The following is an 18,554-nucleotide window of genomic DNA, read 5'->3' as shown; positions in this document are numbered from 1 at the left end:
GGGGATCGTGGACGGAGGGGCAAGTCCCCTCACCCGCCCGATGTCTATGTTGCGTCCATAGCCAAGGCACCGCTTGCGCAACAAGCCCGATACCCCAGAAACAGACATGGCCCCCCGAATATCAGGGAGCCATGCGTCGCGGATCGTGCCCGCGCGAAAGAGCCGCTCCGCCCGACAGACCGGGCGGAGCCGATCTCCTTACTCGGCGTCGGCCGCCTTCTTCTTGGCCGGAGCCTTCTTGGCGGCCGGCTTCTTGGCGGGCTCGACGGCCGTGCCTTCGTCGGCGGCTGCAGCCTTCTTGGCCGGCGCCTTCTTCGCGGCCGGCTTCTTCGCCGGCTCCTCGGCCTTCACCTCTTCGGCGGCGTCGGCAGCGGCGGCCTTCTTGGCAGCCGGCTTCTTCGCCTTCGGCTTGGGAGCCTCATGATCGTGGTCATGGCCATGGTCGTGGTCATGATGATCGTGATCGTGATTGTGGACGTGCGTGCCCGACACGAAGCCGTCATCGGCCTCGATCGCCGCTTCCAGCTCCTCACGAGTCACTTCGCGATCGCTGATCTCGGCCTTCGAGAACAGGAAGTCGACGACCTTGTCCTCATAGAGCGGCGCGCGAAGCTGGGCGGCGGCCATCGCATCCTGCTGGACGTACTGGGCGAAGCGCTCGCGGTCCTTCGGCTGATACTGCGCGGCGGCCTGCGCGATCAGGCGCTGCATCTCGGCCTGGGTGACCTCGATGCCGTTCGCCTGACCGATCTCCGACAGGAGAAGGCCAAGGCGCACGCGGCGCTCGGCGATCGCGTGGTAATCGTCGCGATCCTTCTCCAGCTCGGCCTTGGCGGCCTCGACATCCGCCTCGTGGGTGGCTTCGTGCTCGAGCTGCTGCCAGATCTGGGCGAACTCGGCTTCGACCATCGACGGCGGAACCGGGAAATCATGACCCTCGGCGAGCTGATCGAGCAGCTTGCGCTTCATGTGGGTGCGGGTGAGGCCGTTCAGCTCCTGCTCCACCTGGCCCTTGATGAGCTCCTTGAGCTGGTCGAGGCCCTGGAGGCCGAGCTGCTTGGCGAACTCGTCGTCGATCACGGTTTCGGCCGGAACCTTCACCTCGGTGACGGTGACGGCGAACACCGCGTCCTTGCCCGCGAGGTTCTTGGCCGGATAGTCCTTCGGGAAGGTCACGTTCAGCTCACGGCTCTCGCCGACCTTCACGCCCTCGAGCTGCTCCTCGAAGCCGGGGATCAGGCGGCCCGAGCCGAGCTCGACCGACATGCCCTCGCCAGTGCCGCCCTCGAAGGCGACGCCGTCGACGGTGCCCTTATAGTCCATGACGACCAGATCGCCCTCGATGGCCGGATGACCTTCCGGGGCGGCGTCATGGCGCTTGGACTGGGCGGCGATGCGCGCCACCTGCTCGTCGATCTCGGCGTCGGCCGCGGCGACCGTCAGGCGCTCCAGCTTCAGCGCGTCGATCGCGGGCGCCGGCACGTCCGGCAGGACTTCGAGGCTGACGCCCAGCTCGGCATCCTTGCCTTCTTCATAATCCTTGTCGAGGTCGACCGCCGGCTGGGTCGCCGGGCGCAGCTTCTGCTCGACGAGCAGCTTCTGGATGCCTTCCTGCACGGCGTTGTTCAGCGCGTCCTGGTGCAGCGCCGGGCCGTGCATCTTCTTGACGATGTTGGCCGGCACCTTGCCGGGGCGGAAGCCGGGCATCCGAATCTGCGGGGCGGCCAGCTTCACCTGCTCGTCGACACGCGCGGCGATATCCTTGGCCGGGATCGTGAGCTTGTAAGCGCGCTTCAGCCCCTCGTTCAACGTCTCGACAGTCTGCATGGTCAGCCTTCTTTTCAGGAATCTCGTTTCAACTGCGCCTGCTCCGCGGGCCGGGAGCTGGTGCGGGCGAAGGGACTCGAACCCCCACATCTTGCGATACTGGAACCTAAATCCAGCGCGTCTACCAATTCCGCCACGCCCGCGTGCAGTCGCTGGTCGGCGCGCGTCTATAACAGCCACGCCGCCAAGGGCAAGCTGTACGGCCCTCTTAGCACGCCAACCGCGCGAAAGAAGCGTCGCCGCGATCTAGGAACATGGCCGGGAGGGTGGCATGACAGCGGATATGAGCGATCTCGTCACCCTCGCCTCGCCCGATCTCACCGTGACCGTCTCGCCGCTCGGCGCCGAGCTGCAATCGATCACGGACAGCCAAGGCGGCGAGTGGCTCTGGGACGGGGACGAGCGCTGGTGGACCGGCCGGGCGCCGATCCTGTTCCCCACCGTTGGCGCGCTGACGGGCGGAATGGCGCGTTTCTCCGGTCGCGAATACCCCATGGCGCAGCACGGATTCGCGCGGCGGCGACGCTTTGTCCCGATCGAACAGTTGACGCAGTCGGTCACCTTCCGCCTGGAGGATGATGCGGAGAGCCGGGGGCATTACCCCTTCGCCTTCCGCCTCGACGTCACGCATCGGCTCGATGGGGCGACGCTGGAGACGATCGCGACCGTCACCAATCGCGGAGGCACGCCGATGCCCGTGGGGGTCGGCTTCCATCCGGCGCTACGCTGGCCACTGCCGGGCGCGGGGGCGCTGTCACGCGAACAGCATCTGGTCCGTTTCGACAGCGCCGAGCCCGAGCCGATCCGCACCGTGGTGGCCGGCGGACTGCTCGGCCCCACCGCGCCGACGCCCGTGCAGGAGGATGAACTGCACCTCCGGGATTCCCTGTTCGAGGCGGACGCCCTGGTGCTCGACCGGCCCAACAGTCGCGGATTATGGTTCGGCGTACCGGAGAAGCCGGGCGTCCGCGTCGATTTCGCGGCGATGCCGATGCTGGGCCTCTGGACCAAGCCGGGCGCGGGCTATCTCTGCATCGAGCCGTGGCATGGCCATGCCGACGACGAGGGCTTTGCAGGCGAGTTTGCAGACAAGCCCGGTGTCGTAACGCTCGTTCCGGGGGAGAGCCGGGATTTCGCGATGGCTATGACGTTCGGGGTCAGCCTCTAGAAAGCACCCGCTCCCCGACCATCCCGGCCGGGGAGCGAGGCATCCATCAGGCGTCGAGCGCCTTCTTCAGCAGATCGTTGACGACCGCCGGGTTGGCCTTGCCGGCCATCGCGCGCATCGTCTGGCCGACGAAGAAGCCGAACAGCTTGTCCTTGCCGCCGCGATATTCGGCCACTTTGTCGGGATTGGCCTCCATCACCTTGGCGATCTCCGCCTCGATCGCGCCGGTGTCGCTGGTCTGCTTGAGCCCGCGCTCCTCGACGATCACGCCGGCGTCCTGACCGGTTTCGAGCATCACCTCGAACACCTGCTTGGCGAGGCTGCCCGAAAGCGTGCCGTCCTGCACAAGGCCGACCAGTTCCGCCGCCTGCTTCGGCGACACGGGGCTCTCGGAGATCGACTTGCCAAGGCGGTTGAGCGCGCCGAACAGCTCGGACATCACCCAGTTGGACGCAGCCTTCGCCTGCGCGCCCTCGGCCAGCATCGCCTCGAACCAGCGCGCCGTCTCGACATCGGCGGTCAGCACGTCGGCGTTATAGGCCGAGATGCCGAGCACCTCCTCGTAACGCTTGCGCTTGGCGTCCGGCAGTTCCGGGAGCGAGGCGCGCGCTTCTTCGAGGAACGCGTCGTCCAGCTCCAGCGGGAGCAGGTCCGGGTCCGGGAAGTAGCGGTAATCGTGCGCATCTTCCTTGGAGCGCATCGAGCGGGTGACGCCCTTGTCCGGGTCGAACAGGCGGGTTTCCTGCACAACGGTGCCGCCATCCTCGATCAGGTCGACCTGACGGCGCGCCTCATATTCGATCGCGGCCATCACGAAGCGGATCGAGTTGACGTTCTTCGTCTCCGTGCGCGTGCCGAACGCGTCGCCCGGCTTGCGGACCGACACGTTGACGTCGGCGCGCATGGAGCCCTGCTCCATGTTGCCGTCGCACGAGCCGACATAGCGCAGGATCGATCGCAGCTTCTTGACGTAAGCTCCTGCTTCCGCAGGCGAACGCATGTCCGGCCGCGACACGATCTCCATCAGCGCCACGCCCGAGCGGTTGAGATCGACATAGGAGCGCGTCGGGTGCTGATCGTGCATCAGCTTGCCGGCATCCTGCTCGACATGGATGCGCTCGATGCCGATCACCTTGGGCTCCGCGCCCTCGGGCTCGATCTCGATCGAGCCTTCGCCCACAAGCGGATGATAAAGCTGCGAAATCTGATAGCCCTGCGGCAGATCGGCGTAGAAGTAGTTCTTCCGGTCGAAGCGCGACCATTTGTTGATCTGGGCGTTGATCGCCATGCCGGTGCGCACCGCCTGACGGATGCACTCCTTGTTCGGCACGGGCAACATGCCGGGCATGGCCGCGTCGATCAGGCTGACCTGCGTGTTGGGCTCGGCCCCGAACGCGGTCGCCGCGCCGGAGAAGAGCTTGGATTCCGACGTGACCTGCGCGTGGACTTCAAGGCCGATCACGACCTCCCACTCGCCGGTGCCGCCCTGGATGCGATAGCTGCTCATCTTACCACCACCTTCCCGGGCGAGCGGTGAAGCCGGCCCGTTCCTCGATCGCGAGGCTGGCGTTCAAAACGCCCTGTTCGTCCAATGCCTTGCCGATGATCTGGAGACCCAGCGGCAGCCCTTGCGCGTCAAGCCCGGCCGGGACCGACATCGCCGGAAGCCCCGCGAGCGACGACGGCACGGTGAAGACGTCGTTCAGATACATGGCGATCGGATCGGCCGACTTCTCACCGAGAGCAAACGCCGCGGACGGCGCCGTCGGCGTGAGCAGCAGGTCGCACTTCTCCCAGGCCTGATCGAAGTCGCGGGCGATCAGCGCGCGGACCTTCTGCGCCTTGGTGTAATAGGCGTCGTAGAAGCCCGCCGAGAGCACATAGGTGCCGATCATGATGCGGCGCTTCACCTCGGCGCCGAAGCCGTCGGCGCGGGTCGCAGCGTACATCTCCTGAAGGTTCGCACCGTCCGGCAGATCGCGCAGGCCGTAGCGCACGCCGTCATAGCGCGCGAGGTTGGAGGAGGCCTCCGCCGGCGCGATGATGTAATAGGTCGGCAGCGCGTACTTGGTGTGCGGCAGCGAGACCTCGACGATCTCCGCACCCGCGTCCTTCAGGAACTGGATGCCCTGCTGCCACAGCGCCTCGATCTCGGCCGGCATACCGTCGACCCGATATTCCTTGGGAACACCGACCTTCTTGCCCTTGAGATCGCCCGACAATGCCTTTTCCCACTGGGGGACGGCGATATCGAGCGAGGTGGCATCCTTGGGATCGAAGCCGGACATCGCCTCCAGCATGATCGCGCAGTCGCGGACGTCGCGGGCCATCGGGCCAGCCTGATCGAGCGAGGAGGCGAACGCCACCACGCCCCAGCGCGAGCAGCGGCCATAGGTCGGCTTGATGCCCGAGATGCCGGTGAAGGCCGCTGGCTGACGGATCGAGCCGCCGGTATCGGTGCCGGTGACGCCCGGCGCCATCCGCGCGGCGACCGCCGTCGACGAACCGCCCGACGAACCGCCCGGCGCAAGCGCGGCGTTGCCGCCATCGTTGCGCCGCCACGGCGAGATCACATTGCCGAACGCAGAGGTCTCGTTGGACGAGCCCATCGCGAACTGGTCCATGTTGAGCTTGCCCAACATCCCCGCGCCCGCGCCGAACAGCTTCGACGTGATCGTCGATTCATATTCCGGCTTGAAGCCCTTGAGGATGCCGGACGCGGCCGTCGTCTCGACACCCTTGGTCGCGAACAGATCCTTGATGCCGAGCGGCACGCCCGAGAGCGGCAGCAGCTCGCCCTGCGTGCGGGCGCGGTCGGCGGCCTCGGCGGCGGCGATGGCGTGCTCGGGCGTCTCGACGAGCCACGCGTTCAACGGGCGGCCCTTCTCGACGGAGGCGATGAAAGAGTCGGCCACTTCGCGCGCGGAGAAGGTGCCGGCGGCCACGCCGTCGCGGATGGCGGCGATGCCGAGATCAGTCAGGTCAGTCATTATTCGATCACCTTGGGCACGGCGAAGAAGCCATGCTCTGCCTGGGGAGCGTTCTTGAGGACGGCGTCACGGATGCCGCCATCGGTCACGACATCGTCGCGCAGGCGCAGATGGTTGGGGATGACGGCGGCGAGCGGCTCGACGCCGTCGGTATCGACCTCGCCGAGTTGCTCGATCCAGCCGAGGATGTTGTTGAGCTCGGGCACCAGCGCCTCGGCTTCCGCCTCGCTCGTGGCGATGCGGGCGAGGCCGGCGATCTTTCGGACTGTGGCCAGGTCGACGGACATGGGAACCTTTGCGGCGGGTGGTGAAATTACGATTATCGTAGCTTCCGGCGGCTAGCATCCGCTCCGCGCCGCATCAAGCGCCCGTCCTTGCGAATGCGCCTCCCCGCTCCTAATCCGGCGCGATGATTACCGCCTCCACCCTCGACTATCGCGACCAGCTTCCAGAGGGTGGCCGCCTCGCCGGGCTCGATGTCGGCACCAAGACGATCGGCCTCGCCTTCTGTGACGCGATGTGGACTATCGCCACCCCCGCCGAGACGATCCGCCGCGTGAAGTTCAGCGTCGATCTCGCCGTGCTCCGCCAGCATGTCCAGACGCAGGCGATTCGCGGCCTCGTGCTGGGCCTGCCGCTCAACATGGACGGCACCGACAGCCCCCGCACGCAGGCCGTTCGCGCCTTCGCCCGCAACCTCGCGCCGCTCGAACTGCCGATCCTGCTCTGGGACGAACGCTGGTCCACCGCCGCCGTCACGCGCACGCTGCTCGACGCCGACGCCTCCCGCGCGCGGCGCGCCGAAGTGGTCGACAAGATGGCCGCCGCCTACATCCTTCAGGGCGCGATCGACGCGATGGCCGGGGTCTAGCTTGTAACGCTCGGGCGCCGCGACTAGAGCGCATGTTCATGTCCGACGCGCCCACCGAATTCGCTCTTCCCGACGGCGTGCATCCCTTTCCCCATCGCCATCTGACCGGCATCGCCGGCCTCCAGCCCTGGGAAATCGGCTTCCTCCTTGACGAGGCCGAGCAGTGGATCGCGCTCAACCGCAACACCAGCAAGCATGACAGCCGGCTGGCGGGGCTCACCCAGATCAACGCCTTCTTCGAGAACTCGACGCGCACGCTGCTGAGCTTCGAGATCGCGGGCAAGCGCCTCGGCGCCGACGTGGTCAACATGCACGCCGCGCAATCGAGCGTGAAGAAGGGCGAGACGCTGATCGATACGGCCGTGACGCTGAACGCGATGCGCCCCGACGTGATCGTGATCCGCCACGACAGCTCCGGCGCGACGGGCCTGATCGCCGACAAGGTGGACTGCCCCGTGCTCAACGCCGGCGATGGCCGCCACGAGCACCCGACGCAGGCGCTGCTCGACGCGCTGACCATCCGCCGCCGCGTCGGCCGGATCAACGGCACGGTCGTGGTGATCTGCGGCGACGTGCTGCATAGCCGGGTCGCGCGCTCGAACATCATCCTGCTCGGCACGCTGGGGGCAGAGGTGCGCGTGGTCGCACCGCCGACGCTGCTGCCGTCTGCGATCGAGCGGATGGGGGCGATCCCCTACACCGATTTCGACGCCGCCCTCGAAGGCGCCGAGGTGGTGATGATGCTCCGCCTCCAGCTCGAGCGGATGGATGGGGCGTTCGTCCCCTCGCCGCGCGAATATCACCATTTCTACGGGCTCACCCGCGAGCGGCTCGGCCGCGCGGCGCCGGGCGCCCTCGTCATGCATCCGGGGCCTATGAACCGCGGCATCGAAATCACCAGCGACATCGCCGACGATCTCCAGCGTTCCGCCATCACCGAGCAGGTGGAGATGGGTGTCGCCGTCCGCATGGCCTGCCTCGACGTTCTGACGCGAGCGCGGCGCGGCGTGGAGGGCTGGGCATGAGCCTCGTGGAAAAGGGCACGCTCGCCATCCGCAACGGCCGGATCGTCGATCCCGTCGCGGGCACGATCACCGAAGGCGGAATGCTGATCCGCAACGGCGTGATCGAGGCGTTCGGCGACATCGAGCATGGGCTCTTCCGCCGTTCGGACGTGGTGGCCGACGCCAAGGGCGCTTTGATCGCGCCGGGCATCATCGATGTCGGCGCCTTCGCCATCGATCCGGCGGCCGCGACGGCGGGCGGGATCACCACCAGCCTGCTGATGCCGGACCAGTCGCCCCCGCTCGACAATCCGGCGCTGATCCGACAGGCGGCTTCCTTTCCGAGCGACGCCGTCTCGATCGTCCCCATCGCCGCCGCGACGCGCGGGCTCGAAGGGCGCGAGATGGCCGAGATCGGCCTGATGCAACGCGCCGGCGCCGTCGCGGTATCGACCGGGCGAAGCTGGATCGCGGATTCCGGCCTGATGTATCGCCTGCTGGCCTATGCCTCGGCCTTCGATCTCATCGTCATGACCCATGCCGAGGACGACGGCCTCACCAAAGGCGCCGCCGCTACGGATGGCGAAATGGCGAGCCGGCTCGGCCTCCCCTCCGCCCCTGCGATCGCCGAGGCGATGGCGGTCGCGCGCGACATCGCGCTTGCGGAGGAAACCGGCGCCCGCCTCCACTTCCGCCAGCTCTCGACCGCGCGGGCCTTCGATCTCGTCCGCACGGCCAAGCGGCGCGGAGTCAGGGTGACGTGCGGCGTCACGCCGGCGCATCTGCTGCTTTCCGAACAGGGGATCGGCCCGTTCCGCACCTTCGCACGGCTCTCGCCACCGCTCCGTTCGGAGGACGATCGCAAGGCGTCGATCGAGGCGGTGCGCGACGGGACGGTGGACCTGCTCTGCTCCGCGCACGATCCGCGCGGACCGGAGGCGAAGCGCCTGCCCTATGCCTCGGCCGAGCCGGGCATGGCCGGTGCGGAGACCCTGCTCACCCTGTCGCTGACGCTGGTGAAGGACGAGGTCGTCACGCTGCCCCGTCTGTTCGAGCTGATATCGGCCGCTCCGGCGCGCCTGTTCGGGCTCGATGCAGGCCGGATCGCACAAGGCGCCGCAGCCGACCTGATCCTCGTCGACGAGGACATGCCGTGGAAGATTTCCGCGGAGGCGCTGGCCGGTCGCGCGGGCAATACCCCGTTCGACGGCCTTCCCGTGCAGGGCCGGGTGCTGAAGACGATCAAGGGCGGCCAGCCGCTCGGCTGATCGCCCTCGGCCTTAGGATCGGATCAGCGGGAGGCGATCTGGACGCGCTGGTCGCGGCGCGCCCACTGGAGCGGCGAATCGCCCGCCACCTGACGCACGAAGCACTGGCCGCCGCGCGCATGGATATGCTCGCAGAGCTGCACGGCGTCGCCACGGTTGGCGAAACCAGAGACGGACAGACGGACCAGCGATCCGCCGGCGAAGCTGAACTCGGCGCGGGCCGGCTCATAGCCGGCGAGCCTGGGCATCAGGCGCGATGCCCGCTCCCACGCCGCCTGCATCGTCGCCGCCTTGGAATAGGCCCCGAGCTGCACGACATAGCCGCCGCTCCTAAGAGCGCGGGCCGGTGCCGGCACGGACACGACCTGCCGCACCAGCATCGGCCGGGCACGCAGCAGCGGCGGCGGCGAAGGCATCACCTCTTTGGTGGACTGCTGCGCCACCAGCACGGCGGTCGCGGCCGGGGCGTCGGCATGGAGATTGGCCGGAGCCAGATCGACGAACGGCACCGTCACCGGATTGGGCGCGAGATGCGAGATGGTGGGCATCGCGATCCCGGCGGAACCCGCCATGGCGGCCGGGACCGGCGTCGACGCGGCCTGCGGAGCCGGTGCCGCCATCGCCAGCGGGACGGGCTTCTCCGCCGGCGCGGGAGTGGCGAGCGCGAGTTCGGTGGGCAGGCCGGGATCGGCCGCGGGCTGGACGCCCAGCATCGCGGCGACCTGCTGCGGCGCACCGGTCTGCGGCTTGGCGAGTTCCGCCCAGCCGGCAAGCTGATCGGCCAGACGATCCGCCGAGGTATCCTGCATCGCCATGGCGCGCGATTCCGCCCAGCGCCCCGCCAGCGCCAGCGCCAGCGCAAGATTCTGCCGGGTTCGCGCGTCCGACTTGCCGCTGCGCACCACATCGGTGAGCACCCGAATGCCGCTCTCCCGATCCCCAGCCATGGCGAGCGCGAGGCCGAGATCCGTACCCGAAACGCCGCCGTCGAGCCCGCGCAGCATGGTCAGCGCCTCGGGGCCGTTGCCCTGCGCGATCATCGCCAGCGCGAGGTCGAAGCGCGCCTTCGGCTGATCGGGCGACAGCGAAAGCGAGTCTCGGAAGCTCGTCGTCGCCGAAGCGAACCGGCCCGCCGCCAGATAGGTCTGGCCCAGCAGCATCCGATAGGACGCATCTCCCGGTCGGGCCGCGACGGCCTTCTCGGCGGCATCGACGGCGGCCGCGCCCTTGTGCGCCGCCAATGCGGCCCGCGCCTTCGCCGCCGCGCGGGAAGCGACATCGGCCCCGCCAGCATCGGCCAGTGCGGTCGGGTGGGCCATCTGCGCGGTGGGCGCGCAACCGACCGTGGCGATGCCGAGCATCAGCGACGTCGCGGCGATCCGGCTGAGCATCCTGCGGTTCATGCAATCCTCGTCCGCTCAGTCCTGGTGAGCCGCCGTGGCGGCATGGGGAAGGCTCGCCGCCATGCGTGCCACCTCCGGCAGATCATCGAGCAGCCGATCCAGCGCGGCGGTGACGAGCTGCTGCGCCGACCGGTTCTCCACCGCGCAGGCAAGACGAAGACGCAGATGACGCTCGGCATCGAGCCGCAGCGTGAAGGCCGCCTTGCGACCGGTCGCCCGATCGATCTTCGCAACGGAAGCCGCCTTGACGGCACGCGGCGCGCGGCGGACCGGCGGCGTCTTCGCCAGAGGCTCAGGCGTGGGCTCGGCGAACTCGCGGGCGATCTCCGCCTGCTGGCGAACCACCTCGGGCACCTCGACATTGGCTGCGCGCGGCGTGGCCGTCGGAGCCGAGAGGCTCACCGGCAGACGCGGGCCGGTGTTGCGCGGCGCATCATAGCCCATGTCGTTCCAGCCGAGATCCTCGGTCGAGACGCCCTGGCCGAAACCCTGCGGTCGCATGGCCGGGCGGGCCTGCCCCTTGCGGGCCAGAAGGCCCGAGGTGAGCGAAGCGAAAGCCTTGTTCTCGCGCATCCCGATAATCCTTACTGGCCGATCACGCGGCGGCCGAAGCCGCCGTTGGAACGTGGCGCCACGGCAGCCATGCCGACGCCGGGGGTGGCGAACACCGTCCGGCGGAAATTCTTCTCGAGCCGATCGGAGACATAGCTCCAGAGCTGGACGATCTCAGCGGCCGAGCGCCCCTTGGGGTCGACCTCCATCACGGTGCGGCCGTCGATCATCGAGGCGGCGAAATCGGTGCGGTGATGCACGGTGATCGGCGCCACGGTGCCATGCTGGGAGAGAGCGATCGCGGCTTCCTGCGTGATCCGAGCCTTGGGCGTGGCGGCGTTGACGATGAACAGCAGAGGCTTGCCCGAACGCTCGCAGAGATCGACCGTGGCGCCGACGGCGCGCAGATCGTGCGGACTGGGTCGCGTTGGGATGACGATCAGTTCGGCGACCTGGATCACGCTCTGGATCGCCATGGTGATCGCCGGCGGCGTATCGATGATGGCGAGCTTGAAGCCCTGCTGGCGCAGCACTTCGAGGTCGGCCGAGAGGCGCGCCACGGTCGTCTGGGCGAAAGCGGGCATCTCCGCCTCGCGCTCGTTCCACCAGTCGGCCAGCGACCCTTGCGGATCGATGTCGATCAACACGACAGGGCCGGCGCCGGCAAGCTGCGCCTGGACGGCGAGATGGCCGGAGAGCGTGGTCTTGCCCGATCCGCCCTTTTGCGATGCCAATGCGAGAACGCGCATGCTCAGCCCTTCGACGTTGGGATAATGCTCCAGAAGTCCCATACCGGCTGCTAAAAAGGGGTTAACGCCCGTAACGATGCCGCATACCCATCCTTAACGTGCCGCGATCCATAGGCGTCCGGGCGAGGCAGACCGGCTGGAGACGGAAAGACCATGCGAACCCCGGCGGCCTTGATGCTGGCCCTGTCGATCGGCGCGCCCGCGATGGCGGCAAGCGTCAAGGATGGCGTCGACGCCTGGCAGCGCGGGCACTTCGCCGATGCCGTGGCGGTGTGGCAGCCGCTGGCCAGGGCCGGCGACCCGGATGCGGCCTTCGACCTCGGGCAGGCCTACAAGCTGGGGCGCGGCGTTCCCGCCGATCTGGCGAAGGCGCGGGAGCTGTTCGGACAGGGCGCGAAGGCGGGCCATGCCGAAAGTGCCGCCAATTACGGCCTGCTCCTCTTCCAGAACAACCAGCGCGCCGCCGCCATGCCATGGATCATGCAGGCGAGCGAAGCGGGCGATCCGCGCGCGCAATATGTCTATGCGACGGCGCTCTTCAACGGCGACTTCGTGCCGCGCAACTGGCCCAAGGCCTATGCGCTGATGTCTCGCGCGGCGGCGGCGGGGCTCCCGCAGGCGACCACCAACCTCGCCATCATCGACGAGACGATCAGCGCCGACGAGCGCCGCAAGGGCGCCGAGATGGCGCAGCAAATCGCCAGCCTCCCGCTTCCGCCGATCAACCGGAGCCTCATCACCAGCCTGCCGGCGCAGGGATCCGCCTCAACGAGCCTCGATGCGCCGCCAACTCCCGCCCTTACGGCGCGCAGCCCCGCCACGCCGGGTCCGTCTGTGCCCCATCATGCACCAAGGCCGGCCACACCGCCGCTGCTCGCCTCCGCCGGAGGCCGCTGGCAGGTCCAACTCGGCGCTTATGGTTCGCAAGCGGTCGCGAAGGCGGCATGGGCCAGCCTCCGCGACAAGGCGGCGAGCCTGCGCAGGCTCACCCCCAGTTACGAGAAGGCGGGCACCTTCATCCGCCTCCGCATCGGCCCACTCGCCGATCGCGCGACAGCCGAGCGGGCCTGCGCGGCCGCACGCTCGGCCGGCAGCGCCTGCTTCACGGTCGCGCCCTAGGCTTCGACCCAGCGCGCGCGGGGATAGCCCTGCGCCCAGAGCAGCGCCGTCAGATCGCCCCGGTCGATCCGCGCGGCGGCGGCGGCGGCCGTCTTCGGCTTGGCGTGATAGGCGACACCGAGGCCGGCGGCCCGGATCATCGGGATGTCGTTGGCGCCGTCACCCACCGCCATGGTCGCGGCGACATCGAGGCCGAGCGCCACCCGCTCCGCCTCGATGGTCGCGAGCTTTGTCGCCGCATCAACGATCGGCCGCGCGACCAGTCCATCAAGCCGCCCGTCGAGAATGCCCAGCCGGTTGGCGATCGCCACGTCGAAGCCGATCTCCACCGCCACGGGCTCCGCGAACACGGTGAAGCCGCCCGAGACGAGCACGCTGCGCGCGCCATGCGCCTTCATCGTGCGGATGAGCGCGACGGCGCCCGGCATGATCCTCACCCGCTCCTGACGACAGCGATCGATCGCCGCCGCGTCGAGATCCTTGAGCAGCGCCACACGGGCGTCGAGCGCCTCGCTGAAATCCAGCTCGCCGCGCATCGCCGCCTCGGTGACGGCGGCGATCTCGGCCTTGATGCCGGCATAATCGGCCAGTTCGTCGATGCATTCGATCGTAATCATCGTCGAATCCATGTCGGCGACGAGGAGCTTCTTGGCCCGCCCCTCGCTCGGCTGGACGATAACGTCGGGGCCGAGCCCCTCCAGCGCCGCCCGCGCCGCGACCGGATCGCCGGTGAAGACGATATCCGCCGCATCGCCTTCGTCGAGCCATGTCCAGTCACCCGGAACGACGCCCGTGCCGTCCAGCGCGTCGCGCGCCTTCGAAATATCGCCGCGCTCGAGCGCGCCCGCTGCTATCAGCGTCGCCGTGAACATGAAGTCTCCTTCTGACCTGCCGCCGCTGGCGCTCATCGCAGGGCCGACCGCGAGCGGCAAGAGCGCGCTCGCCCTGGCGCTCGCCGAACGGATCGGCGGCACCGTCATCAACGCCGATGCCAGTCAGGTCTATCGCGACCTGCGCGTCGTCACCGCCCGCCCCTCTGTCGAGGAGGAAGCGCGCGCACCGCATCGGCTGTTCGGCCATGTCGATGCCGCCGTGGCGCATAACGTCGCTCTGTGGGCCGGAGAAGCGAAAGCCGCCATCGCCGAGGTCCATGCCATGGGAGGCACGCCGATCCTCGTCGGCGGGACAGGGCTCTATGTCCGCACCCTGCTCGAAGGCATCGCCCCCGTGCCCAACATCGATCCGGCCATCCGCGCCGAGGTCCGCGCGCTCTCCGTGGCCGACGCCTACGCCGCTCTCTCCCGCGAGGACGCGCCCGCCGCCGGGCGCCTGCGCCCCAGCGACACTACACGCGTCGCCCGCGCTCTGGAGGTCGTGCGCTCGACCGGCCGCCCCCTCGCGGACTGGCAGCGGGAGAAGAACGGCGGCATCGGCAACATCGTCCACCTCTCGCCGCTGCTCCTGCTGCCGGACAGCGACTGGCTCGCCACCCGTATCGACGCCCGCTTCGTCGCGATGCTGGAGAGCGGCGCGGTCGAGGAAGTGGACGCCCTCATCGCCCGCGATCTCGATCCGGCCCTCCCCGCCATGCGCGCCATCGGCGTCCCCGAGATCGCGGCCTGGCGGGCCGGCGCGCTCAGCCGGGACGAGATGGTCGATCGCGCGCAGGCCGCGAGCCGCCAATATGCCAAACGCCAGCGCACCTGGTTCCGCCATCAGCCTCCGGCAGAATGGAAGCGAGAACGACAATTTTATGACTCACATTGCATTAATATAGCAACATCATTTCTTATTGATGGGTTGACACGCTAGTTTGTTACCTTTAGCTCCGCCGCTCCCAGCCACCCTCAGAGCATGGGACGTTGAAGGGCTAGTGTGATGGCGAGTGAGAAGAGCGGCGCGGACATCCTGGTGCAGGCACTGACCGACCTCGGGGTCGAGGTTGTGTTCGGCTATCCGGGCGGCGCGGTGCTTCCGATCTATGACGCGATCTTCAAGCAGAAGAAGATCCGCCATGTGCTCGTCCGCCAGGAGGGCGGCGCGGCCCATGCGGCGGAGGGCTATGCGCGTTCCACCGGCAAGCCGGGCGTCGTTCTGGTCACCTCCGGTCCCGGCGCCACCAACGTCATCACCGGGCTGGCCGATGCTTTGCTGGATTCGATCCCGATCGTCGTCATCACCGGGCAGGTTCCGACGCATCTGATCGGCACGGACGCCTTTCAGGAAGCGGACACGGTCGGCATCACGCGCCACTGCACCAAGCACAACTATCTGGTGAAGGATCCGGCCCAGCTCGGCGCGGTCGTCCATGAGGCATTCCATATCGCGACCTCGGGCCGCCCCGGCCCGGTCGTCATCGATCTGCCCAAGGACGTCCAGATCGCCAGCGCGAGCTATACGGCGCCGACGGCCCCGCTCCAGCACAAGACCTACCGCCCGCAGGTGAAGCCCGAGCCGACGCTGATCGAGACGGCGGTGGAGATGCTGGCGGCGGCCGAGCGGCCGATCCTCTACACCGGCGGCGGCATCATCAATGCCGGCCCGCAGGCATCGGAGGCGCTGCGCACGCTCCAGAAGCTGACCGGCGCCCCCGTCACCTCGACGCTGATGGGCCTCGGTGCCTTCCCGGCGAGCGACGGCGCGTGGCTCGGGATGCTGGGTATGCACGGCACCTACGAAGCCAATATGGCGATGAACAAGGCGGACCTGATCGTCTGCCTCGGCGCCCGCTTCGACGATCGCGTGACCGGGCGACTGGACGCCTTCTCGCCCGAATCCAGGAAGATCCACGTCGATATCGATCGGTCGTCGATCAACAAGAATGTCCGCGTCGACCTGCCGATCGTGGGCGATGTCGGCCAGGCCATGGCCGACATGATCGCGGTGTGGAACGCCCGCGGGCATCAGCGCGTCAACCAGACCGAATGGTGGGCACGGATCGACGGCTGGCGCGCGCGCAAGTCGCTCGCCTTCCCGTCGTCCGATCATGAGATCATGCCGCAGCACGCGATCCGTCGCCTGTGGGAATTGTCGCGCCACCGCGATCCGATCATCACCACGGAGGTCGGCCAGCATCAGATGTGGGCGGCCCAGCATTTCCACTTCGAGCGGCCGAACCGCTGGCTGACCTCGGGGGGGCTCGGCACGATGGGCTATGGCTTGCCCGCCGCGATCGGGGCGCAGCTCGGCGCGCCGGAGCGGCTGGTGATCGACATCGCGGGCGAAGCCTCGATCCTGATGAACATCCAGGAGATGTCGACGGCGACCCAGTATCGCCTGCCGGTGAAGATCTTCATCCTCAACAACCAATATATGGGCATGGTCCGCCAGTGGCAGGAGCTGACCTACTCGTCCCGCTATTCGGAGAGCTATTCGGAGGCGCTGCCCGATTTCGTGAAACTGGCCGAGGCCTATGGCTGGACGGGCCTGCGCATCGAGAAGCCGGACGATCTGGATGACGGCATCGCCCGGATGCTTGACACGAATGGGCCGGTGATGGTCGATTGCCGTGTGGCGCAATTGGCCAACTGCTTCCCGATGATCCCGAGCGGAGCGGCGCATACCGACATGATCCTCCATTCCGAGGAAGTGACCGGTGAAGCGAGCGACGAGGCGAAGGCGCTCGTCTGATGCCGCGCACGCGCCTGATGATCCATGTCGCCGAGCCGTTCGACTTCGCGCGCCTGAACGGCGGCGGGAGCGACCTGCTCGGATGGACCGCGCAAGCGAGCCCGGCCTTCTCCGACTGGGTGGTCCATCTCGATCGCCCCGCCGTGATCGGCGAGGAGGAGTTCGACAAGGTGAAGATATCCTCCCGCTATGCCGGAGAAACGGTCTCCAAGCTGCTGGAAGGTTTCGGCTTCACCGCGGTCAACATCTGTTACCCGCGCTCCGACGAGGACGGGCGGACCTATTGGCATTTCGGCATGGTGGGCAACGTCCTGCTGGCCCCCGAAGGACAGTGAATTCCATGCATATCAAGGAAGAAGCCGCCGAGCGGCATACGCTGTCGATCGTCGTCGATAACGAGGCGGGCATCCTCGCGCGGATCGCGGGCATGTTCACCGCGCGCGGCTACAACATCTCCAGCCTCACCGTGGCGGACATCACCGAGGATCATAAGGTCAGCCGGATCACGATCGTGACCTACGGCCCGCCGGAAGTGATCGACCAGATCATCGCCCAGCTCGACCGGCTGGTGCCCGTCCACCGCGTGACCGACCTCACCGATCTCGGACCTTATGTCGAGCGCGAGCTGGCATTGGTGAAGGTCGCCGGCACGGGGGATCATCGTATCGAGGCGCTGCGGCTGGCCGAGGTCTATCGCGCCCGCGTGGTCGACTCGACGATTGCGAGCTTCGTCTTCGAAGTCACGGGAAACCCGGACAAGATCGACAAATTCTGCGAGCTGATGCGGGAAGTGGGCCTCGTCGAGGTAGCCCGCACCGGCGTCGCCGCCATCGCCCGCGGACGAGAGGCCGCCTGACAGATTGACCGACCCATTCCGCCATCCGCTCCGGGATTTCCACCGGACGTCGGCAATCGCCGCGATGGCCCAAGACCACGAAAGGGAAGACTGATGCGCGTTTACTACGACTCCGATGCTGACACCGGCCTCATCAAGACCAAGAAGGTCGCCATCGTCGGCTATGGCAGCCAGGGCCATGCCCATGCCCAGAATCTCCGGGATTCGGGCGTCGGCGAAGTCGTGATCGCGCTTCGCCCGGGTTCGGCGTCGGCGAAGAAGGCCGAAGGCGCGGGCTTCAAAGTGATGGCGACCAAGGATGCCGCCGCCTGGGCCGACATCGTGATGATCCTCGCGCCCGACGAGCATCAGGCCGCGATCTGGGACGCCGACATCAAGGATCATATCCGCGACGGCGCCGCGCTGGCCTTCGCGCATGGCCTCAACATCCATTTCGGCCTGATCGAGGCGAAGCCGGGCATCGACGTGTTCATGATCGCGCCGAAAGGCCCCGGCCACACCGTGCGCTCGGAATATGTCCGTGGCGGCGGCGTGCCTTGCCTGATCGCGATCGCGCAGGACGCCTCGGGCAACGCGCATGACGTCGCGCTGTCCTATGCCAGCGCGGTCGGCGGTGGCCGCTCGGGCATCATCGAGACGACCTTCAAGGAAGAATGCGAAACCGATCTGTTTGGCGAGCAGGCGGTTCTCTGCGGCGGCCTGACCCACCTGATCCAGGCGGGCTTCGAGACGTTGACCGAGGCCGGCTACGCGCCGGAAATGGCCTATTTCGAGTGCCTTCACGAGGTGAAGCTGATCGTCGATCTGATGTATGAGGGCGGCATCGCCAACATGCGCTATTCGATCAGCAACACCGCCGAATATGGCGACATCACCACCGGCCCGCGCATCATCACCGATGAGACCAAGGCTGAGATGAAGCGCGTCCTCGCCGACATCCAGGGTGGCCGGTTCGTCAAGAACTTCGTGCTCGACAACCGCGCCGGCCAGCCGGAGCTGAAGGCCAGCCGCAAGCTCGCCGCCGAGCATCCGATCGAGCAGGTCGGCACCAAGCTGCGCGCGATGATGCCCTGGATCGGCGCCGGCAAGCTCGTGGACAAGGACCGCAACTAAATCC

18 protein-coding genes and 1 tRNA gene are annotated in these 18,554 nt (G+C 67.8%); 10 read left to right on the top strand and 9 right to left on the bottom strand.

Annotated elements, in window-relative coordinates:
- Window positions 1–198 precede the first annotated feature (198 nt).
- A complete protein-coding gene (tig, locus tag FHS98_RS03160) occupies window positions 199–1,827 on the bottom strand; it encodes a trigger factor (protein WP_167099652.1) in 1,629 nt (542 codons plus the stop codon).
- A 58-nt stretch (window positions 1,828–1,885) separates the two neighbouring features.
- Window positions 1,886–1,970, bottom strand: a tRNA-Leu gene (locus FHS98_RS03155).
- 128 nt (window positions 1,971–2,098) lie between these two features.
- On the opposite strand from FHS98_RS03155, the gene FHS98_RS03150 reads away from it, so the two are divergent.
- Complete coding sequence (locus tag FHS98_RS03150) at window positions 2,099–2,995, top strand: aldose 1-epimerase family protein (RefSeq protein WP_243847819.1); 897 nt, start codon at window positions 2,099–2,101, stop codon at window positions 2,993–2,995.
- A 46-nt stretch (window positions 2,996–3,041) separates the two neighbouring features.
- Here FHS98_RS03150 and gatB read toward each other — a convergent pair whose 3' ends face one another.
- From gatB to gatC, 3 genes are read right to left on the bottom strand one after another with little or no spacing between them, the layout of a single operon-like run.
- The gene (gene gatB, locus FHS98_RS03145) at window positions 3,042–4,502 is read right to left on the bottom strand and encodes an Asp-tRNA(Asn)/Glu-tRNA(Gln) amidotransferase subunit GatB (RefSeq protein ID WP_167099649.1); all 1,461 of its coding nucleotides are present in this window, start codon (window positions 4,500–4,502) and stop codon (window positions 3,042–3,044) included.
- Window position 4,503: 1 nt separating this feature from the next.
- The gene (gene gatA / locus FHS98_RS03140) at window positions 4,504–5,985 is read right to left on the bottom strand and encodes an Asp-tRNA(Asn)/Glu-tRNA(Gln) amidotransferase subunit GatA (protein ID WP_167099646.1); all 1,482 of its coding nucleotides are present in this window, start codon (window positions 5,983–5,985) and stop codon (window positions 4,504–4,506) included.
- Complete coding sequence (gene gatC, locus FHS98_RS03135) at window positions 5,985–6,272, bottom strand: Asp-tRNA(Asn)/Glu-tRNA(Gln) amidotransferase subunit GatC (protein WP_019833458.1); 288 nt, start codon at window positions 6,270–6,272, stop codon at window positions 5,985–5,987. Before gatC ends, gatA begins: the two co-directional genes overlap by 1 nt.
- A 122-nt stretch (window positions 6,273–6,394) precedes the next feature.
- On the opposite strand from gatC, the gene ruvX reads away from it, so the two are divergent.
- From ruvX to FHS98_RS03120, 3 genes are read left to right on the top strand one after another with little or no spacing between them, the layout of a single operon-like run.
- Complete coding sequence (ruvX, locus tag FHS98_RS03130) at window positions 6,395–6,856, top strand: Holliday junction resolvase RuvX (RefSeq protein WP_167099643.1); 462 nt, start codon at window positions 6,395–6,397, stop codon at window positions 6,854–6,856.
- 32 nt (window positions 6,857–6,888) lie between these two features.
- A complete protein-coding gene (locus tag FHS98_RS03125; RefSeq protein WP_167099640.1) occupies window positions 6,889–7,881 on the top strand; it encodes an aspartate carbamoyltransferase catalytic subunit in 993 nt (330 codons plus the stop codon).
- Window positions 7,878–9,128, top strand: coding sequence for a dihydroorotase (locus FHS98_RS03120; RefSeq protein WP_167099636.1), 1,251 nt, complete (start codon window positions 7,878–7,880; stop codon window positions 9,126–9,128). The genes FHS98_RS03125 and FHS98_RS03120 overlap by 4 nt, the downstream gene beginning before the upstream one ends.
- A gap of 23 nt (window positions 9,129–9,151) precedes the next feature.
- Here FHS98_RS03120 and FHS98_RS03115 read toward each other — a convergent pair whose 3' ends face one another.
- From FHS98_RS03115 to FHS98_RS03105, 3 genes are read right to left on the bottom strand one after another with little or no spacing between them, the layout of a single operon-like run.
- The gene (locus FHS98_RS03115) at window positions 9,152–10,531 is read right to left on the bottom strand and encodes an SPOR domain-containing protein (RefSeq protein WP_167099633.1); all 1,380 of its coding nucleotides are present in this window, start codon (window positions 10,529–10,531) and stop codon (window positions 9,152–9,154) included.
- Between the two features lie 15 nt (window positions 10,532–10,546).
- The gene (locus FHS98_RS03110; RefSeq protein ID WP_167099631.1) at window positions 10,547–11,104 is read right to left on the bottom strand and encodes a hypothetical protein; all 558 of its coding nucleotides are present in this window, start codon (window positions 11,102–11,104) and stop codon (window positions 10,547–10,549) included.
- An 11-nt stretch (window positions 11,105–11,115) separates the two neighbouring features.
- A complete protein-coding gene (locus FHS98_RS03105) occupies window positions 11,116–11,832 on the bottom strand; it encodes a ParA family protein (RefSeq protein WP_167099627.1) in 717 nt (238 codons plus the stop codon).
- Window positions 11,833–11,985: 153 nt separating this feature from the next.
- Between FHS98_RS03105 and FHS98_RS03100 the strand changes: the two genes are divergently transcribed.
- Window positions 11,986–12,951 carry an SPOR domain-containing protein gene (locus tag FHS98_RS03100; RefSeq protein WP_167099625.1) on the top strand — a complete coding sequence of 322 codons (966 nt, stop codon included), beginning with the start codon at window positions 11,986–11,988 and terminating at the stop codon, window positions 12,949–12,951.
- On the opposite strand, the gene serB is transcribed toward FHS98_RS03100, so the two are convergent.
- Complete coding sequence (gene serB / locus FHS98_RS03095) at window positions 12,948–13,823, bottom strand: phosphoserine phosphatase SerB (RefSeq protein WP_167099622.1); 876 nt, start codon at window positions 13,821–13,823, stop codon at window positions 12,948–12,950. The genes FHS98_RS03100 and serB overlap by 4 nt on opposite strands.
- Between serB and miaA the strand changes: the two genes are divergently transcribed.
- The 5 genes from miaA to ilvC all read left to right on the top strand — a co-directional run bounded on the left by miaA (window position 13,822) and on the right by ilvC (window position 18,550).
- On the top strand, window positions 13,822–14,763 hold the full coding sequence (gene miaA / locus FHS98_RS03090; protein WP_167099619.1) for a tRNA (adenosine(37)-N6)-dimethylallyltransferase MiaA: 942 nt from the start codon (window positions 13,822–13,824) through the stop codon (window positions 14,761–14,763). The genes serB and miaA overlap by 2 nt on opposite strands.
- Before the next feature lie 66 nt (window positions 14,764–14,829).
- Window positions 14,830–16,581: an acetolactate synthase 3 large subunit gene (locus FHS98_RS03085; RefSeq protein WP_167099616.1), complete on the top strand. Its 1,752-nt coding sequence runs from the start codon at window positions 14,830–14,832 to the stop codon at window positions 16,579–16,581.
- Window positions 16,581–16,916: a hypothetical protein gene (locus tag FHS98_RS03080; protein WP_167099613.1), complete on the top strand. Its 336-nt coding sequence runs from the start codon at window positions 16,581–16,583 to the stop codon at window positions 16,914–16,916. The genes FHS98_RS03085 and FHS98_RS03080 overlap by 1 nt, the downstream gene beginning before the upstream one ends.
- A 5-nt stretch (window positions 16,917–16,921) precedes the next feature.
- Window positions 16,922–17,437: an acetolactate synthase small subunit gene (gene ilvN, locus FHS98_RS03075; RefSeq protein WP_167099610.1), complete on the top strand. Its 516-nt coding sequence runs from the start codon at window positions 16,922–16,924 to the stop codon at window positions 17,435–17,437.
- A 93-nt stretch (window positions 17,438–17,530) separates the two neighbouring features.
- The gene (ilvC, locus tag FHS98_RS03070; protein WP_167099591.1) at window positions 17,531–18,550 is read left to right on the top strand and encodes a ketol-acid reductoisomerase; all 1,020 of its coding nucleotides are present in this window, start codon (window positions 17,531–17,533) and stop codon (window positions 18,548–18,550) included.
- Window positions 18,551–18,554 lie beyond the last annotated feature (4 nt).

Source organism: Sphingomonas oligoaromativorans (genome assembly GCF_011762195.1).
GTDB lineage: Bacteria > Pseudomonadota > Alphaproteobacteria > Sphingomonadales > Sphingomonadaceae > Solisphingomonas > Solisphingomonas oligoaromativorans.
The sequence above is the reverse complement of the archived record's forward strand: the minus strand, read 5'-3'. Positions and strand labels throughout refer to the sequence as shown.

What these genes read in the sequence shown, in the direction of transcription:
- tig (WP_167099652.1), bottom strand. Translation starts at nt 1,827, where the DNA reads ATGCAGACTGTCGAGACGTTGAACGAGGGGCTGAAGCGCGCTTACAAG.
- FHS98_RS03150 (WP_243847819.1), top strand. Translation starts at nt 2,099, where the DNA reads ATGACAGCGGATATGAGCGATCTCGTCACCCTCGCCTCGCCCGATCTC.
- gatB (WP_167099649.1), bottom strand. Translation starts at nt 4,502, where the DNA reads ATGAGCAGCTATCGCATCCAGGGCGGCACCGGCGAGTGGGAGGTCGTG.
- gatA (WP_167099646.1), bottom strand. Translation starts at nt 5,985, where the DNA reads ATGACTGACCTGACTGATCTCGGCATCGCCGCCATCCGCGACGGCGTG.
- gatC (WP_019833458.1), bottom strand. Translation starts at nt 6,272, where the DNA reads ATGTCCGTCGACCTGGCCACAGTCCGAAAGATCGCCGGCCTCGCCCGC.
- ruvX (WP_167099643.1), top strand. Translation starts at nt 6,395, where the DNA reads ATGATTACCGCCTCCACCCTCGACTATCGCGACCAGCTTCCAGAGGGT.
- FHS98_RS03125 (WP_167099640.1), top strand. Translation starts at nt 6,889, where the DNA reads ATGTTCATGTCCGACGCGCCCACCGAATTCGCTCTTCCCGACGGCGTG.
- FHS98_RS03120 (WP_167099636.1), top strand. Translation starts at nt 7,878, where the DNA reads ATGAGCCTCGTGGAAAAGGGCACGCTCGCCATCCGCAACGGCCGGATC.
- FHS98_RS03115 (WP_167099633.1), bottom strand. Translation starts at nt 10,531, where the DNA reads ATGAACCGCAGGATGCTCAGCCGGATCGCCGCGACGTCGCTGATGCTC.
- FHS98_RS03110 (WP_167099631.1), bottom strand. Translation starts at nt 11,104, where the DNA reads ATGCGCGAGAACAAGGCTTTCGCTTCGCTCACCTCGGGCCTTCTGGCC.
- FHS98_RS03105 (WP_167099627.1), bottom strand. Translation starts at nt 11,832, where the DNA reads ATGCGCGTTCTCGCATTGGCATCGCAAAAGGGCGGATCGGGCAAGACC.
- FHS98_RS03100 (WP_167099625.1), top strand. Translation starts at nt 11,986, where the DNA reads ATGCGAACCCCGGCGGCCTTGATGCTGGCCCTGTCGATCGGCGCGCCC.
- miaA (WP_167099619.1), top strand. Translation starts at nt 13,822, where the DNA reads ATGAAGTCTCCTTCTGACCTGCCGCCGCTGGCGCTCATCGCAGGGCCG.
- serB (WP_167099622.1), bottom strand. Translation starts at nt 13,823, where the DNA reads ATGTTCACGGCGACGCTGATAGCAGCGGGCGCGCTCGAGCGCGGCGAT.
- FHS98_RS03085 (WP_167099616.1), top strand. Translation starts at nt 14,830, where the DNA reads ATGGCGAGTGAGAAGAGCGGCGCGGACATCCTGGTGCAGGCACTGACC.
- FHS98_RS03080 (WP_167099613.1), top strand. Translation starts at nt 16,581, where the DNA reads ATGCCGCGCACGCGCCTGATGATCCATGTCGCCGAGCCGTTCGACTTC.
- ilvN (WP_167099610.1), top strand. Translation starts at nt 16,922, where the DNA reads ATGCATATCAAGGAAGAAGCCGCCGAGCGGCATACGCTGTCGATCGTC.
- ilvC (WP_167099591.1), top strand. Translation starts at nt 17,531, where the DNA reads ATGCGCGTTTACTACGACTCCGATGCTGACACCGGCCTCATCAAGACC.